Annotated in this window: 12 protein-coding genes and 1 pseudogene; 3 read left to right on the plus strand and 10 right to left on the minus strand. The window is 46.1% G+C overall.

Features of this window, described 5'->3' with window-relative positions; genetic code table 11:
* Positions 1-87: 87 nt before the first annotated feature.
* The 9 genes and pseudogenes from GA520_RS23685 to GA520_RS23715 form a co-directional block, all read right to left on the minus strand.
* Positions 88-1572 (minus strand): hypothetical protein, encoded by a 1485-nt coding sequence (locus tag GA520_RS23685; RefSeq protein ID WP_163335887.1) that lies wholly within the window; start codon positions 1570-1572, stop codon positions 88-90.
* Positions 1573-2116: 544 nt separating this feature from the next.
* A complete protein-coding gene (locus GA520_RS23690) occupies positions 2117-2944 on the minus strand; it encodes a peroxiredoxin (RefSeq protein ID WP_163335888.1) in 828 nt (275 codons plus the stop codon).
* Between the two features lie 84 nt (positions 2945-3028).
* Positions 3029-3880: a cytochrome c3 family protein gene (locus GA520_RS23695; protein WP_240910028.1), complete on the minus strand. Its 852-nt coding sequence runs from the start codon at positions 3878-3880 to the stop codon at positions 3029-3031.
* Between the two features lie 63 nt (positions 3881-3943).
* Positions 3944-4246: pseudogene (locus GA520_RS27335) on the minus strand (cytochrome c3 family protein); the annotation flags it as partial.
* 47 nt (positions 4247-4293) lie between these two features.
* Positions 4294-6354 (minus strand): hypothetical protein, encoded by a 2061-nt coding sequence (locus GA520_RS23700; RefSeq protein WP_163335890.1) that lies wholly within the window; start codon positions 6352-6354, stop codon positions 4294-4296.
* Between the two features lie 118 nt (positions 6355-6472).
* Complete coding sequence (locus GA520_RS27340) at positions 6473-7147, minus strand: cytochrome c3 family protein (RefSeq protein ID WP_370362731.1); 675 nt, start codon at positions 7145-7147, stop codon at positions 6473-6475.
* Positions 7148-7171: 24 nt separating this feature from the next.
* Entirely contained in the window at positions 7172-8251 is a 1080-nt protein-coding gene (locus GA520_RS23705; protein WP_163335892.1) for a 6-bladed beta-propeller, read from the minus strand.
* Between the two features lie 225 nt (positions 8252-8476).
* Positions 8477-9115, minus strand: coding sequence for a cytochrome c3 family protein (locus GA520_RS23710; RefSeq protein WP_163335893.1), 639 nt, complete (start codon positions 9113-9115; stop codon positions 8477-8479).
* A 346-nt stretch (positions 9116-9461) separates the two neighbouring features.
* Positions 9462-9794 carry a hypothetical protein gene (locus GA520_RS23715; RefSeq protein WP_163335894.1) on the minus strand — a complete coding sequence of 111 codons (333 nt, stop codon included), beginning with the start codon at positions 9792-9794 and terminating at the stop codon, positions 9462-9464.
* Positions 9795-10772: 978 nt separating this feature from the next.
* Between GA520_RS23715 and GA520_RS23720 the strand changes: the two genes are divergently transcribed.
* On the plus strand, positions 10773-11885 hold the full coding sequence (locus GA520_RS23720) for a M20 family metallopeptidase (RefSeq protein WP_163335896.1): 1113 nt from the start codon (positions 10773-10775) through the stop codon (positions 11883-11885).
* Between the two features lie 49 nt (positions 11886-11934).
* On the opposite strand, the gene GA520_RS23725 is transcribed toward GA520_RS23720, so the two are convergent.
* Positions 11935-13314 carry a coenzyme F420 hydrogenase/dehydrogenase beta subunit N-terminal domain-containing protein gene (locus GA520_RS23725; RefSeq protein WP_163335897.1) on the minus strand — a complete coding sequence of 460 codons (1380 nt, stop codon included), beginning with the start codon at positions 13312-13314 and terminating at the stop codon, positions 11935-11937.
* A 91-nt stretch (positions 13315-13405) separates the two neighbouring features.
* Between GA520_RS23725 and GA520_RS23730 the strand changes: the two genes are divergently transcribed.
* Together GA520_RS23730 and GA520_RS23735 are read left to right on the plus strand one after the other, a co-directional pair.
* On the plus strand, positions 13406-15181 hold the full coding sequence (locus GA520_RS23730) for an FAD-dependent oxidoreductase (protein WP_163335898.1): 1776 nt from the start codon (positions 13406-13408) through the stop codon (positions 15179-15181).
* Between the two features lie 44 nt (positions 15182-15225).
* Entirely contained in the window at positions 15226-16659 is a 1434-nt protein-coding gene (locus GA520_RS23735) for an MBOAT family protein (RefSeq protein ID WP_163335899.1), read from the plus strand.

The following is a 16659-nucleotide window of genomic DNA, read 5'->3' on the forward strand; positions in this document are numbered from 1 at the left end:
ATCAGGCGCAGTAACCTACCTCACAGTCTGCACAATAAAAAAGAGAGCAACCTGGAGGTTGCTCTCTTTTAGATGTTTGCAGAACCCTTACAAGACAACATTGTCGTGTATAAATTCTATTACTTGTAGTGCGTCGTCAACAGCTTGGGTAAAGACATCTATGCCGTTTCCATCTTCTACAATATCCGGTATATCATGAAACAGATCCAGTTCCGGATCGAGCAGATTCACCTCAACCCACTCCGTGGCTGGTGGTGTCGTTGTATCATCAGTTGCCAGTACAGACATTTCAACGTTATATATTGTGTCCGGCGTATACCAATCATCGATATCTTCAACCAACGAGTTAAGTTTCTCCTCCACTTCCAGAAACTTGCTCAGGTAGCTTACTTCATCAATACCCATGGTATCATGTTTATCCGATGCCGCTGCAAGAGCAGCAGCGGCTATCTGAGCAAGGATGTCATAGTCCACGGTAATTGAAGAACCTCCTGACTCGATAGTTACACCTGTTGCCTCTGAGAGTGGATCATACCCATCTAACAGTGCCTGGAACAAGGCCAGGTTCTCTAACGGAGAGTCAATAGCCAACATGGTCTCAGGACTCAACAGACGACCAGCCGTATCTGTCAGGGTCTGCCAGTTTGTTGAATCAATGAGATAACCATCCATATCCGGATCAAGTTTTGAAAGTGCTTCAGCAAGGGCATGTTCCAACACCTTGTTCGGGGCCCGTGATATATTAAGCCGTCCCAACTCAACCTCTTCAACATTGTCTGGCGCCTCTGCATCAGGGGAAAGCACAAACACAACATCTTCTATCAGGTTGCCCTCTTCATCAAACAACAAGGCTGCCGGATAACAATCACCGTCACCATCCTCACAGAGGGTTCCATCAGCATGGTACTCGAGCAGTGTTCCGTCATCGTCGCGGCTCATGACAAATAAATCGCCATAATCGCCACCTTTTTTCGTGTCACCCCCGCTGTTGCCGCCACCCGGCTTCAAGCTGTGATCACCATCTTTGCCAGCCCAATCAGGTCGATCGGAATCATCGTCTTCGGTTGTACTGTCTTTAGCGACATCGGAGTGGTTCCCACCGCTACTCCATGAATCACTATTTTTTTTGCCGTTGCCATCCGACCCATGACCACCACCTTTGCCCCCACCAGAGTTACCACGCCCTTTGGCCTCAGAACTTGAACTACTTGAGCTGGCAGCCACATCATTGCTATCTGAACTATCTTTATCTTTGCCTTTGCCTTTGCCTCCCTGGCCACTATTATCGCTTTTCCCTCCATGCCCTTCGTCTGCACTCTCATCTCCGACACTGGCCACATTAACTTCGGAGGCAGGGCTTGCGCTGACAGTCTCAACGGAGGTTGACGGGCCTTTCTTCCCGGCACTACCTCCTTTCCCGCCCTTCATGGCGGAATTCCCATGATGGCCGGAATTCCCCCCTCCCGCATAAACCGGTGCCACCATGAGAGCCAAGGCGATCACCATTATTCCGAGTAAAAAACAGGTAACAAAATTGTTTGTGTAATGATGAGTCATTTTCCATGTTCTCATAATCAAGTCCTCCATCACATAGAGATGGTTAAGATTTGACCTCCCCCCCCCCCGACGGAAAAGGACTATTCCAGCCCATCAGGATCCATCTACACAATATCTTGTTCGATTTCTAAAGAGGCCCCCTGTTTAATGATTGAAAAAAATGAACTCATTTACTTCGCTTTGACTTGGTATTACTAATTAGCAATGCGCGAGAAAAAAACACCTTGTAACAAAGAGCTACCTGCTGCCACCACCTTGGCTGAAGTAAGCTGCTGACCAATCATTCTGGTGCTGCAGCCTCTCTGCACAGGATATTTTTTTTGTACTACAATTGTGGAAAAATGGTGGGCAAATGACAACACTGTATTTTTCAAGATAACACCGAGAGGAAATACCGTATTTCACTACCCCAAGGATGACTATACTGTTGATTATTCAGTATTAATAATCAACTTCTTTTCTATCAACATCCAGCAAAATTAACTGTTATTAAAAGTATATTTTTTGTTGGCTAAAATTTTCATATTTGCTGCCCTCTAAACTTATTGCGCTACAGCATTCAATTTTCAAGTTTATCTAAGCAAATCTGTCTTCCGGCTTTTGCCTCTTCAAGATGAGGATCAAGCTCCAGCGCATGTTCAAATTGTTTTAAAGCAAGTTGATAATTTTTTTCCTGAATGAGAATATCTCCGTATAAGCAGTAGGACAAAGCATGATCAGGAAAATTATTAAGAGAGAAGGTCACTATTTTCTTTGCCTGAGAATAGTGTTGTTTCTTGTATAAATTTTTAGAGAAATTGTAATACCTTTCCAGAGTTGCATTTTGGGGATCACCCTTCTCAACTACCGGATGCAGGATCCTCTCAAGTTCAGTTATATTAATATCTCCTAACAGATACTTTACGCAGCCCTCTACCCGTTTCTTGATATTAATGATGTTTGAACCGAATACATATTGTAACTTTTGATTTCTACCAAAAACAGCTATTGTCGGATAGGCAACAACACCAAAGCTACCATACAGATCTCTGTCTTCATCTACCAGTAAGGGCAAGGTTAACTTGTTCTTTTCAGCGTATGCAACAAGTGCGGGTACATCAGTTTCACCCGATACAATACCAATTAAAGACACATTCTTCATCTTGTAGAGGGTATACAGCTCCTGCATCTCCAGCAGTACTTTCCTCGAATTTTTTTGTCCCATCTTTACAAAGGAAACAACCAGTATATTGTCTTCATATTTGCTCGAACAAACCTGCTCTCCCTTCAGCTGCTGCCCGCAAAACGGCAGGTAGGTGTCTCCGATACCAATATTTCGCAGAGCCCTGACTTCAGCCGAAGCCATTCCGGAAATCAAAGTAAGGACAATAACAATAAGTTTTTTCATGACTCAGCTTCCTTTCTGGTTGGATAGCATGTTTGTCGTATCGATTTGTTCACCGCGCATAATCCAGTTCTACCTTCAGAGAAATTACTCTTCCTTGATATTGTTATAAAATTTTCTGTCGTGACAAGCGACACAGGAGCCACCCGATTTGATACATGATGAGTTTGAGGGAGTACACGGTTTACCGCTATTAATGTCAGTATATTGCTCCCTGTATTTTAACTGTAAAGGCCACTTAATCTTACCGAAGGGAACCGAATCCCTGATATGATTGAAGTGATTACTGGCATGTACCTCATGACACGCCCTGCACGTTCTGCCTTTCTCCGGCTTGTTAACATGAAGATAGTGGAGGTTGATATGCCCATCACGGAAGTTGGTTAATGTTGTTGTTTCCCTGTCCTGCAATAAGGTTGATTCATGGCAGGTAAAGCAGAGTTTGTAATTGTTTTCATCATAAATATCGGTGTAAAAGTCCTTTGGGTATTCATCCAGTAGGATTCTATAAAAATCACTGCCGTGCGGACTGTGACAGCCGGAACAATTTTTTTCCTTGATCGGTCCATGATGTATTTTATTACTCTTTAATAACTCCTCGATGTTAGCCAATGAAACACCATCAGAGGTAATAATCTCTTTGTTATGGCAATTAAAACAAAGGTCCAGCGGCTCCGCCCGAAGGTGGTTTTCAAAAAACGTGGCATGAGGGGCATGGCAATGTAAACAACTTCTCTCTGTAACAACCGGTTTATGTTGATAGCCTACAGCATCAATAGCAACAGGCAGGGTAATACCTTCCTCGAGATGACATTCCGTGCAGAGAAGCCTCACTTGTTTTTTCAGTAGTTTGCTGCTTACATCGGATGTATGTGGATTGTGGCATACAGAGCAACCATCAACTGCTGGAGAATGTGTTGAATTTTGTTCATTGGTCATTTTCCGCTCAAGTTGATCATGACACAAATAGCAGAGCTCCGGTTCTTTTTCGCTCAATAGAGATCGATGCTCTGACTCATGGGCATTATGACACAGAAGGCATTCGCCCAAGCTAGTGGGACTATGAGCAAAATCTCCCAGGAATTTCTCGTGGCAATTATGACATAAACCGGGGACTTCGGTGACAAGGTCTTTACCATTTGGTATCTCCGAAGCATGACAGCGTTTGCACGCTTTCTCTGCATATGGTGTATGTTGAAATTTGGCAGGTTGCTTTCGTTTCGCTGAATCCTGAGATCGAGTGTAACCATATGAAAGAGTAGTCAAAGCAACCAATATGAGTAAAAACAATTTCTTGTTTTTCATTTACCACCTCCCTGTTACTTTCGATCTCATCACCAAAGCCATTATACTCACCAGATTGTCCGGCTAATCTTCAACAGAATGCTTTGCCTTGCGCGATCAAAATCGCGCATCTCATCAGTATGGTCCAGATACCTGTAGCTGAGATTACAGGTCCACTGCCCGTAATACAGGTCAATGGAGGCCAGGGCACCCGCATTTGAGGCGTCCTGTACACCTCCCGAAATTTCATACTGGTAGGCCTCAAAACCAGTTCTGCACCAATAAACAGGGTGCCAGCTGATCGAAGTCGCTGCCCGGTAGAATTCCTCTCTATCATCGGAATATGTGAATATTGTGTTACCAATATAGCCTGAAAACTCGAGCACAACCCCCCTTGCAGGTTGGAACCTCAATTGCTCATTTACCCGCCATGATTTTCTTGCCGAGCTTAAAGTCGTCTCATAAACATCATATGATACGGTCGTATCGGTCCATTTCCAAATCACCCGGGCCTGTGCTCTGTGAAACGTGTCATCTACAGGACTCTCTGGTTCTGTGCCGGATATTATATCTTGTGTTCGGCGGTTATAATCATAAGACAGCCGAAGAGTCGACCAGAGGAAAATATTAATGCCGGCCCAGCGACCAAAGACAAGGTCATCATAGCCGCTGATACTTCTGTAGCGATAACTTACGAGTAATTCTTGACCTTCTGTGATATTTCCGACCAGTGTCGGTCGAATTCGTACCAGTTTTCCTGTTACTTCCACGGTGTAATCCTGGCCCTGGATATAGACAATAGTGCCGGACTTATCTGTGACCCTGATAGAATCCGGGTCAACGTTTTCCTGTTGTGTGAAAATCACATCGGCAGTTGTTGCCGTATGGGATTCATTGATAGCCCATATCCAGCTTTCAGTTGAATCCCTGTCCGTAGCAACCAAGTCAAAACCCAATGTTGAGTTGAGCGTACCCCACGGAATATTTCGGCTGTAATCAAAATTCAATCTTCCTGTGTACACATCAGTCATATCGCCAGAGTAATTGAAACGCCCGGCTTTCCCATCAACGGTAGTTGTGAGGTTTTCGTATAGGAGATGCTGCAGTGAAACTGCCAGAGATTGAGTATCAATATCGGATTCATCGGTTTGTTGTTTCTGGTTAAGAAATTTGTAATTAGTCCACAGATTTTTCCTATGAGTCCAGTGTAACTCTTCAGTCCACCTCAGATCCGAGGTGGTGAACGTGACGGAATCATCCTGATCCGAGTTTTGCATCCAATTATAGACCAGGTCAGACATCAGCTTTTTTGACTGATCACTTTGGAAAAAATAGGTGTTTGTCAAATAATTATTAGACGTTGCTATCCCGGTAGACTCCCCCTCATTGGTTTGCTGAATATCTCTATAATTGGCATTCAGCCGGGTGATACTGTTTTTTCTCCGATGGTTCATTGCCAGGTCATAATGATTATGATCTTGCGAGGAAAACAATGCCCCCCGGCGCTCCACTTTCGTATTTGAATAACTCAGGCTGGTTGGCAGGATCTTGTATTTCAAATCCAAACGACTGCCATAGGTATCGGTATCGACAACCGCCCTTTGGCTGAATGTGTTTCTGAAGGAGTTTTGGTATTTCCTCCCAAAAAAATGTACGGTATAGGGCTTTAACGGGAGGAGGTCAGCATCCAGGGCATATTGGTTGAGAAAGCTCCTATCCGAACTCATTTCATTATATTCTGTATTGTCGGATGATTGATTCCACTCAGGCTCAAGATCCAGAACAAAATCCAGAAATACCGGATGATAAACCCACCCCTTGGTCGAAACCCAGCCCCCTTCGCGAAATTCACCGACAGTATCTTCACTGTCCCCCCCCATGTTCATTATGTGCTCATTGTTCAATTCATATTTGAATTTCAATCCGAGCTTTGGTCTTTCAAGGTAGAAATATCTCAAATCGATTACAGGTGGCACACCTGCAACTTTCTTGGTCTTTTTAACGAGCGGCTTGATTGGTTTCATCGCAACATCTCCTCTTTGCTGGCTGGAGGCGAGCTCTGAAGAAACAGGTTTTGCCAGGAGTGTTGTTTCAACAATGAGAAGGATCAGTGTTAATAAACGAGCCATGCAGTTTATCAAATCATTCGTATTTATTGCCGTTTGTGGTTTAAGTCGATTTGCCGGTTAAAAAAGTACCCACCAGAGAATGGCACGATTATTTTTCCAAAAATTATTTGCCGAACCCTTATTCCTTGATGGAAAAGTCAGAAGTGGGCTCGGGCAACATTCTGACTTCTTTGTAGTCTTTGATTAAGAGAAGCTTATCTTTTCCCAGGTGGGGAGTGTGGCACTTAAGACAATCTTTTAACTCCCTGTGTTTGTTCGTCAGTTTTATCAAACCTTCTGAGTGGCACATAATACAGAGATTTTCCGCTTTATCTATCAGCAGTGCAGGATACCTGCTCTGGTGTGGAAAGTGGCAAAAAATACAGTTACCTTTGGTGACAGGGGCATGCAGCCACAGGTTGTTCGCTGAAGCAAAAATGTCCGATCTGTTCACATGGCAACTCACACATATTTTTTTCAATGGCAATCGAGGGTTTTCAGCAGTTCTTTCACCCCTCAGACTCACTGTCGGCATTCCCCTTTGTGCAGCCCTGCTGAATGATTGTGATAAAGAAGTCAGATGACATCGACCACATTTTTTTGAGGTGAAATAGCTATGTGAAGACACTATCGACCTATCAAACCCTTTCATAGCTCTTGTTTCCTCATGAACTCTTCCCTGTGCCCTCCTTTCATCTGCGGGAGAAGGGACCCCGGTAAAGAAAAACGTGAGTGCCTTATACCTTGTTTGCTCGCTACAACTCGCTGCAAGGATTATTGTGACGAAAAGAAAAAACCTTGCCAGTGGTTTCATCGCGCTCTTTTGATGATCCACAGCTTAGTTCCAGCCTGACAACGGCGGTCCGGTCCAATGTCCAAAACCATAGACGTTAAGTTTGTTCGATCCAAACATGTTGCCCACATAAACAACGTATTCCAGGACAAAATCCTTGTCCGCAAAGTTTTTATAGTATTGCGCGTTTGCATAATCAATATGTACCGAAGCTGGTAGAAACATGCTGCCTGGTGCCATCCCGCTCCCTCCGAAATAAAGTAGCAGTCGGCCAGATTCAACATCAAATATCTGCGTATTTTCGTACGCAGAATCGACAACATACATATGTCCATTCCTGTCGACATCCACCCCTTTGGGCCTGGCAAAAGCCCCCACAATATCCCCATGAAATCCGAAAGATTTTATAAATTGGCCATTCTGATCGAATTTTTGAATCCTGTAATTGAAGGCATCGTTGACGTAGATATTGCCGGCCTGGTCAATATTTATGTGGGTCGGCTTATAGAAGTTTCCAGAATCTCTCCCCATTGTACCAAGCGTTTTTTGTAGCCGGCCAGTCTCTTTATCCAGAACAAGAATCTGATTTTTGTTCATGTCACAAACAAGAAGAGTCCCCCTGTAAACCGCGACATCCACCGGTTTATCAAACATTCCGTTATTTCCATAAGATCTCAGAAAGTTATTGTTTTCATCAAAGACCACGACCTGCCGTCTCTTCATATCCGCTATATATTTAGTATCGTCATTCGATACCCAGATACCTGATGGTTCGCCAAGTTCTCCTAACCCCTGCGCTTCAAGATGGCTAAACGTTCTCTTTTCCAGGTCAATAACCAGCAGTTTTTTATACCCCCGATCCAGGACATAAATTTTTCCAGGGGTAGAACAGATATCATAAGGTTTGCGTATCCTTTTCTCGGATTTGATGTCACCAATGAGAAAATCCATGAAATCATTTCCAGGGTCTCTGATATCATCCTCACTGCTGATCGAAAGGAGATATTGGAGCCGTGGCTGTAGTGGAGGTGAAGGATAAAAGACCAGAGAGTTGTTAGGCTTTTCCGGTGATGCACAACCGATTAAGAAAAGAAACGGAACTATAAACAAGAGAAACTTTTTCATTTGTCCCCTTATTCCTGAAGAGGTGCTTAAAATACACCCGTTGTGTCGTCATGCTGAGAAATGCCCCTAACCAATCGTGTGGAGACCATCCTGCAACTATGTATTTCGCTGCAACTTTTTTCATTGTCCTGTTGCATACTATCAGCCACCTACCATGTATCTAACTCTGGTACGGAGTGTCCTGTAATCATTTTCAGGTACACTTTCGACCCGTTGTAACGGGTATTAGTTGTTATGACAAGTTAGGCAGAGTCCTGAACCAGCGTTGGATTTGATCAGCAGCTTCATGTTATTGTAGGTATTATGAACGTCATGACAGGAAGCACACTCCAACTTATTGGCAAACAGCATGTCCTGCGAGATTGTGCCTGTAGCACCGGGTATGCCGGAGAGTTGGACTGTTGGATCATATAATCCGCCATCGGCCTGAGCCAAAGCAGTATCATAGACAAATGAAATAGGGTGATCATCACTTAAATCTGTCCCCACATTTTCCGGCCTGTTGGGCCCCAGGTAATAGGATCCTGTTTGCCCGCCAAAAGAATCTACGGCCACAGTTCCGTCATGACATGAAAGACAGAGTTTGGAAATCCCTGTAGGTTGTCCTGGTACTGCATCAAGCGTCGGACTACTGTAAAGAGTATATGTTGCCGTGGAAATTTCATGATTCCAGAGGGGAGCATTGGCGACATCTATCCCGTTGTGTGGTGCGTGGCAGGGAAGACAGATTTGTCCTTCTGCCCACGGCCGATTACTGAAATCATGCTTGCTCCCAGATATGGCAGCCTGTGATAATGTGGTGAATCCTATAAAAGTAATGAGTGCCAGATTTATTGTAATCAGTTCTTTGCCGGTTCTTTCCATGATTTCCCCCCCTTTTAGGTATGATCGCCAAAGCAAACAGGGTGTGCTTGATGAATACATAACACCCGAATGGCCCCAAAAAGAAATTCCGAAAAGCAACTCTATCTTAAAGTAAGATGTTCATGTAGCAGCATGAAGAAAACAACAAAAGTATGAAGTATACTAATGAAACATTACCAATTAACCAGATCGACACATCCGGGGAGGTTGTCCGAGAATAGAAATTTTGGCCAAAAAGGCATTTTCGGAAACCCTCCTGATTAATAATATCATATGACATGCAGCATATCAAATATGAGTGAGGCGTATTACTGGCCCTGGAAAATCGCGCATAACGTGAAATTTGTCACATATCCCTCGTAAAAACACAATTTTCTGAACCAAAATCGTCTCTTTCCCTCATCGGACAAGCTGGGAGAAATACCACCCCATCAACCTTATAAAAATATCGAAAAGGCCTATCCGCAGGCAAGGTCAACTGCCAGACCTTTTCCTGGCGTTCGAGCTCAAACCCCTCAACAAACCCATTGAGCGAACTGAACAGTACAACACCTTTTGCATGCGGTTTCTTGAGGTACAAGGTTACCTGATCACCATTCACATTGTACCTGAAGGTGGCACAGGAAGAGAGCAACAAACACAGGAAAGTGACAACTCCCATATATATCGATTTCAACATCTTGCCTCTTTTTAGTGTACTGCTATGGTGACATATTTTCTTGATGTTACAGAACTCTCCCCGCCACGGGAAGATAGATACACAGTGAGTAGATAGAATTAGATTCAGACAAGACAAACAAGCGTCCCACCCCATTATGGAACCGCTAAACCGAGGCCGATCCATATAATTTTACCAGCCAAAACAAAAGCAATAACTCACCTGGAACCAATCACATCCTCCAGCATCGTGAGTTTCTCCCATTGCCTTTCAATCGGGAAATACCGTAACAGTTTCTTTTTTTTGAGCTCAAGTTAAGAATTTTCCGCGTATCTTTTGTAATAACCTTATCGCATAGTAAAAATAATTTCTACCGATTAATCTTCCCCCATGAGGCACGACGTTATCACCGATAGATGAACTGCAGTATGACCTATGCAAGGATGCGTTTTACACTACAACTAGAGTCCAACGCTTACAAAATATGACACATAAAGCCGCCGATATTAGAAATGCATTGAACATATAAATTATCTGGCCATATGTTACAGATTACGTGGCAGCAGACAGGTATAGGTGGATGCCTCCCCCAAGATCAAATGCGGTAGAAGTCACCTCTTTAAATATTGACGTCCCCCCTTGGTTGTCTTTTATTTTTTCGCACTTTCTTAAGGTCTTGATGAGGCCATGGCTAACGGCCGGACTGTTGTCGACATGAAACGGGACAGAAAAGTCATTTATCCCTTTCAGCAATAAGACTTTCCTGAAAACGTGCACAGCCCCTCCCCTAAAAAACGAGGGAGGTAGACAATTTTTACGCAAACAAGCAAAGAACTTGAGAACGTTGTCCGTTATTTTCCAGCCAGAGAATCATTCTTCGGTGTGAATTGTTTTACATTTAGGTTATGAAAACATCTCAGCCATATTTATCATGAGTGTTTCTCCAGCAGCCGAAACATTCATTGATAATGATATATTTGTTTTCTCCCGGAGAACCATGTGATTGCCCCCAATATTCAACAAGAGATCCTGAACCTGCTGATAGATCTCATTCGTATTCCATCTACAGAGTCACGCCCTGATGAGATTCATCGATGCAGTGCATTTATCGCTTCATGGCTGCAAAAACAAGGTATCAAGCATAAACTTGAAGTGCACAACAGCACTCCTTCCTTGCTCGTTATGCCACAAAAAAGCAAGACAAGGGTTCTGCTGATGAGCCACTTTGATGTCGTAGAGGTTGACAACACCTCTCAATTCAATCCGTATGAACAGGACGGTCGGCTCTATGGCCGGGGTAGTATCGACGATAAATATGCGGTGGCGCTCTCCCTTGTCCTGTTTCGTGAGCATTTACGAAGGCTGGAGCGTGATGGGTACTCTCAGGATGATATCTGTTTCGGGCTTCTTCTCACCGGGGATGAAGAAGTAGGGGGGACAAACGGGGCCGGCAAGATAGTAAACAACCTGGATACGGAGTATTTTATCGCGCTCGATGGTGGCAACCCCGGTCACATCGTCACGAAGGAAAAAGGCGTAATTGCTCTTCACCTTGAGGCCAGGGGAAAAGCCGCCCACGCAGCACGGCCCTGGCTTGGTAAAAGTGCCTTTGATGTCCTCATCGGGGACTATCACCGCATACAACAACTGTTCACCCGGCAAACAGACGATCACTGGCACCGGACCATGGTCCTGGCCAACTGTCATGCCGGCAACGGCTCCACCAATATCATCCCGGAACAGGCAACAGCAACCCTTAACATCCGCTATACAGAGAATGACGATCCGGAAAAGCTGGTAGAAGAAATCAAGGCCTGCACGACATCTGAAGTCATACTGGACGCATTGGACCCGGTTTTCGACAGTGGCCCCTCTCCCTATCTTGATCTCCTGGTCAAACACTCCGGAGGTGCCGGGGTGGGATTCGAACATGGGGCATCCGATGCAAAATTCTTTTCCATTAATGGTATTCCGGGTGCCATCTGGGGGGCTCAGGGCAACATGTCCCAGCATACAGAAAATGAACATATCGAGATCAAAAGCCTCAACATGGTTTATGACTGCCTTGAGCAATTCCTGATGGAAATCCAGCTGCAGCAGGAGATCTGCTGAACCAGACGCCCCCTTTTGGTGGCGAGGCGAGAGCCCCCATAGGGTCCGTTTATACTGCCGGCTTCCCGGCAGCAGCCCGCCGTTCACGTCTCTTCATTCGACGATCGATGAGATAACGCCCCACACGTGAAAACCCCAACTGCAGAAAAAATCCCCGGATGGGTTTAAAGGCAGGAATCAGTCGCATAAACCAGAATAACACTTCATGAACAATAACCTTTCTCTGGTGGGGAGCAAACTCCATCGGATAAGAAGGTACAGCCATCTTGAGCTTTCTGCGGACATCAATTCGAAAAGCGGTGCGGAGCTTTTTCTCCACCATCATCTGCTGTTGTCCGCTTCTTATTTCCTCGGGAGGGATGGCTTTGGCAGACAACCTCCCCGCAGCCACAGCTTTCTCAACCACAGCAGCCCCCTGCTTCGTCCGAATCAGCACACCTGAAAACCCTTCAGGCTCTTCGTATTTCCAGTTACCGCGTTCATCACGAATCCATGGATCGCATATCGAGATGTCACTGAACTCAGCAGCCGCATCCAGGCACTGTAGACATCGTCCCAAAGGAGAGATCCTTGATATAACGTTAAATGTCTGGGCCGGACCGTAGGGGGAACGCCAGACGCTGCCATCAGAAAAGGTCATCTCAAGGGTGTTAAACGGCCAGCCCCGTTCATCTCGTTGACGGTATCTGGTATGCGCAAGAGATGTTCCCGGAGGGGCCAGTAAGGCGGCGGCCTCTTCGGTGGAACTCATGGGCAGGCTATAGTGGCATAACAGCCCTATGATGATAGGTATTTTTTTTGTCCAGCGGGGATCGACCATCTGTCGTTTGCGCAGGGAGTGTATCTGACATGGCAGTGCCACCAGGGCAAAAGGCCCCTCTTCCTCATGAATCGTATTAAGGATATGCAAATGAGGGGACGTTGTATAACGTGACTGCTGGGACTGAAGCAGTTCCTCGCGGGTGCGGGCGACGATTCCTTTCCCCATTGCCGGATTTTCCGGGTCTTCAACTACCACTATAGCCCCTTTGATCTGACCGCTTTCCAGCAGGTAGTCAAAGAGTTGCGTCACCACACCACCGCTCGCCGCGTTGTTTCGAATTGTTTCGTCGACAGCATGGGCCACACAGGCACCGATAACGGGCCCCATCATATCTCCGTAGGTATACTCCTGGCCGTACATCCTCTCGCCGATGGTGTTGTAATCAACGCCCAGTCCCGAACAGGACTGTACGCAAATATTACACTCGATACAATCATCGATTTGCATCGGATACCCATTGCGGTCGATGCCAAAAGTGGACACAGGGCATAAACCGATGCAAGCGCCGCAGCGGTGGCAAAGTTTGTCTTCCACTACTTTGAGAATGCCATCAACATTGCGATATCGGTTGTTGTCAGGGGGAGAGTTCATAGGTATCGTTTTCATCCGGGCAGCTTGATGTTTCATTGTCGGAAAAATTTGAGTAACCTGTATCAATAATCACGTCACATTATACCCTGAAGTATAGAGAGTCAACATGGAACCACATAGCCTTGACCAAGACTTAAGCTGCGATTACGGGATTATTAAAGCCCCTAAAGATTATCACTGGCTTGACAAAAGTGTCCCTTGTCGCCACGCCTGCCCGGCCAGGACAGATATACCCGGCTATCTCGAAGCGATTGCCGCCGGCAATTTTTCCGAAGCCTATCGTTTGAACCTGCGGGATAACGTCTTCCCAGCTATCCTGGGACGCATCTGTACCCGTCCCTGTGAGCAGGCCTGCCGCCATGGCTTTGAAGGTAATGGCGAGCCGGTTGCCATCTGTTTTTCCAAACGCTCAGCTGCAGACTTCAACGAAGCATCCCCCTCTCAGGTGCTGCCACGAATCTTCCCTTCCACTGATAAAAAAGTTGCAGTAATTGGCTCTGGCCCGTCTGGACTGGCTGCAGCTCGTGACCTCTGTCTGTTCGGACATTCAGTTACCGTCTATGAGCAGTACCATATCCCTGGCGGGATGCTGACGCAGAACATCCCCCCGTTTCGACTGCCCGGAAAAATAGTCGCCCGGGAAATTGACCAGATCCGTCAACAGGGCGTTGCTATTCAGTGTCGAACCAAAATCGGTGACGATATCTCCTTAGCCGAGTTGTATACCGGCAATGATGCCGTGATAATTGCCGGTGGGTGTACGCGCCCGCACACACCGGAGTTAAATGGACTGGATAGTAAGGGGGTACTTCACGGATCTGATTTTCTGCGGGGGGTTATAGAAGGCAGAAAGAACATCGTTGGCAGGCATGTTATAGTCGTAGGGGGCGGTTTTACCGCAGTGGATTGTGCCCGGGCTGCCGTTCGTGACGGTGCAGAGTCTGTCACAATCTATTATCGAAGACGCCAGCAGGATATGACCCTGACGCCCGGGGAATTTGAAGCCCTCGGCGAAGAAGGCATAGCTGTTGAATTGCTGGCCTCTCCAATCCTGCTTAAAACCGACAATGAGCATCTCACTGCGGTCCGTTTCATTCGCAACCGCCGCACAGATGAACAGGATGGAACAAAATCAGGGATTACAGAGATTCCCGATTCAGAGTTTGAGGTGCAGGCAGACACCCTGCTGCTTGCAACCGGCCAGGGACCTGACTGGGCTTGGCTTGAAGACTCCATAGGTAAAATCACCAACTCAAAAAACACCAAAATTGACACGACCTTATTCCCTGCCATTCCCAACATGAAACTCTTTGTCGCAGGTGACCAGGGGCAAGGCTCAACAACGGTAATAAATGCGATTGCAAGTGGTAAAGAGTGTGCATTGGCTGTCGACATGTATTTTATGGGATCCAGACGTATTGAGCAGGGCATTCGGGTCTCGCCTGGCCGCACCCAAAAACGGGATGTTTCCTGCAATGATATTGTCCGCCAGGAAATGCCGTCACTTAACGGCCCGGACCGCACCCTGCTCGCCGAGGTCGAGCTTGGCTATGATAATCAAACTGCCGTTCGGGAAGCCCAGCGCTGTTATGTCTGTTATTACAAGTATGAAATTGACACATCACGCTGTATTTTCTGTGATCTGTGCTGTGAAGCCAAGCCCCTGGACGACTGTATTTTGAAGGTTAAAGCCCTTCAGGTAGATGAACAACAACGAATCAAGGGTTATCTCTTCCCGGAGAACAGTTTTTCACCTGATAACCAGTTCTCCTATCGTATCAACCCTTCTGCCTGTATACGGTGTAATCGTTGCCTGGAAGCATGCCCTGTAAACTGTATTGAGGTACAGAAGGTTACCGTGGAACCGTTCTGCCACATATAATGACCTTGAAACATGGCTAAAATGAAGTAATTAACAGTCCAATAATGGTTTTCAGCTCACTCGTCTTCCTGTTTCTTTTCCTGCCGCTTGTACTGATCGGTAATTGTATCCTGCCGACCCGGGTTCGAAATGCCTTTCTCCTGCTTGCCAGCCTCTTTTTTTATGGTTGGGGTGAAGGAGTCTATGTCCTGTTGATGCTTGTTTCAATCGGTATCAACTACGGTCTTGGGCTCTGGCTTGACAGTGCGGACACGAACCGAAAAAAAGCCATTGTTGCATTCGGGGTCAGCATCAACCTGGCCCCTCTGTTCTTTTTTAAATACTTCAGTTTTGTATACAGCTCGTTAAGCGACTTCCCCCCGTTCCTTCTTTTGCCAACAGCGCAGAGTACACCGGAGATACATCTCCCCATAGGGATCTCATTTTTCACCTTCCAGGCCATATCCTATCTAGTTGATGTTTATCGACACACATCACGACCACAAACTGGAGTGGTGAACCTCGGCCTCTACATAGCTCTCTTTCCGCAATTAATCGCAGGCCCCATTGTCCGTTATGGTCACATCGCCGAACAGCTGTATAAGCGGACAATAAACACCATACTTTTTGCCCAGGGAATAGAACGATTCACTATAGGGCTGAGTAAAAAGGTACTTCTTGCCAATCCTTTGGGTGCAATGGCCGATACCGTATTCAACCTGCCCGACGCCACGCTTTCCACCCCGGTTGCCTGGTTGGGTATTACCAGTTATACCTTACAGATATATTTTGACTTTTCAGGCTACTCGGATATGGCCATAGGTCTCGGCAGAATGCTCGGGTTCACCTTTCCGGAAAACTTCAACCTCCCCTATCGTGCACGATCGCTCAGGGAATTCTGGACACGATGGCATATCTCCCTCTCCACCTGGTTTAGGGACTATCTCTACATCCCTTTAGGCGGCAACAGGACAGGATGTTTTAAGACTGCACGCAACCTCTGCACCGTTTTTCTTCTTTGTGGGCTTTGGCACGGAGCAAGCTGGAATTTTGTTGTCTGGGGTATGGCACACGGCACTTTTCTCTCCGTAGAGAGAAGCGGCTTCGGTCGATGGCTGAAGACAACTTCAAAACCTGTTCAACACGGGTACGTGCTTGCAGTTGTTATGATCTGCTGGGTTTTTTTCAGGACGGAAGACCTTGGCAGCGCTGGTACTTATCTTGCAGCCCTGGCTGGGCAGGCAAATGGGCAGGGAGTCCCAGCCAAGGTACTTCTGCTGCTGACACCTCACTTTGTCTTCATTTCATTCACCTCCATCTTTTTCTCCCTCTTTTCACCAAATGACGTTGGGTTTATTTTAAAAAAGACACCGGTGTTTCGTCCCCCCAAGCTCCTTTGTTCTTCGACCAGGTTCACCGTAACAGTAGTGCTCTTGGCTGCTGCGACCACTAACCTTGCAACCGGGGCATATAATCCCTTTATCTACTTTCGTTTTTAG

Origin of the sequence: Desulfopila sp. IMCC35008, from assembly GCF_010646885.2 — a bacterium.
In the GTDB taxonomy this organism is placed as follows: domain Bacteria; phylum Desulfobacterota; class Desulfobulbia; order Desulfobulbales; family Desulfocapsaceae; genus Desulfopila.

Excerpts from the sequence above, each read along its gene's own strand:
- GA520_RS23725 (WP_163335897.1), bottom strand. The coding sequence starts at position 13,314 with ATGAAAACGATACCTATGAACTCTCCCCCTGACAACAACCGATATCGC.
- GA520_RS23685 (WP_163335887.1), bottom strand. The coding sequence starts at position 1,572 with ATGAGAACATGGAAAATGACTCATCATTACACAAACAATTTTGTTACC.
- GA520_RS23695 (WP_240910028.1), bottom strand. The coding sequence starts at position 3,880 with ATGACCAATGAACAAAATTCAACACATTCTCCAGCAGTTGATGGTTGC.
- GA520_RS23700 (WP_163335890.1), bottom strand. The coding sequence starts at position 6,354 with ATGGCTCGTTTATTAACACTGATCCTTCTCATTGTTGAAACAACACTC.
- GA520_RS23710 (WP_163335893.1), bottom strand. The coding sequence starts at position 9,115 with ATGGAAAGAACCGGCAAAGAACTGATTACAATAAATCTGGCACTCATT.
- GA520_RS23690 (WP_163335888.1), bottom strand. The coding sequence starts at position 2,944 with ATGAAAAAACTTATTGTTATTGTCCTTACTTTGATTTCCGGAATGGCT.
- GA520_RS23705 (WP_163335892.1), bottom strand. The coding sequence starts at position 8,251 with ATGAAAAAGTTTCTCTTGTTTATAGTTCCGTTTCTTTTCTTAATCGGT.
- GA520_RS23730 (WP_163335898.1), top strand. The coding sequence starts at position 13,406 with ATGGAACCACATAGCCTTGACCAAGACTTAAGCTGCGATTACGGGATT.
- GA520_RS23715 (WP_163335894.1), bottom strand. The coding sequence starts at position 9,794 with ATGTTGAAATCGATATATATGGGAGTTGTCACTTTCCTGTGTTTGTTG.
- GA520_RS27340 (WP_370362731.1), bottom strand. The coding sequence starts at position 7,147 with ATGAAACCACTGGCAAGGTTTTTTCTTTTCGTCACAATAATCCTTGCA.
- GA520_RS23735 (WP_163335899.1), top strand. The coding sequence starts at position 15,226 with ATGGTTTTCAGCTCACTCGTCTTCCTGTTTCTTTTCCTGCCGCTTGTA.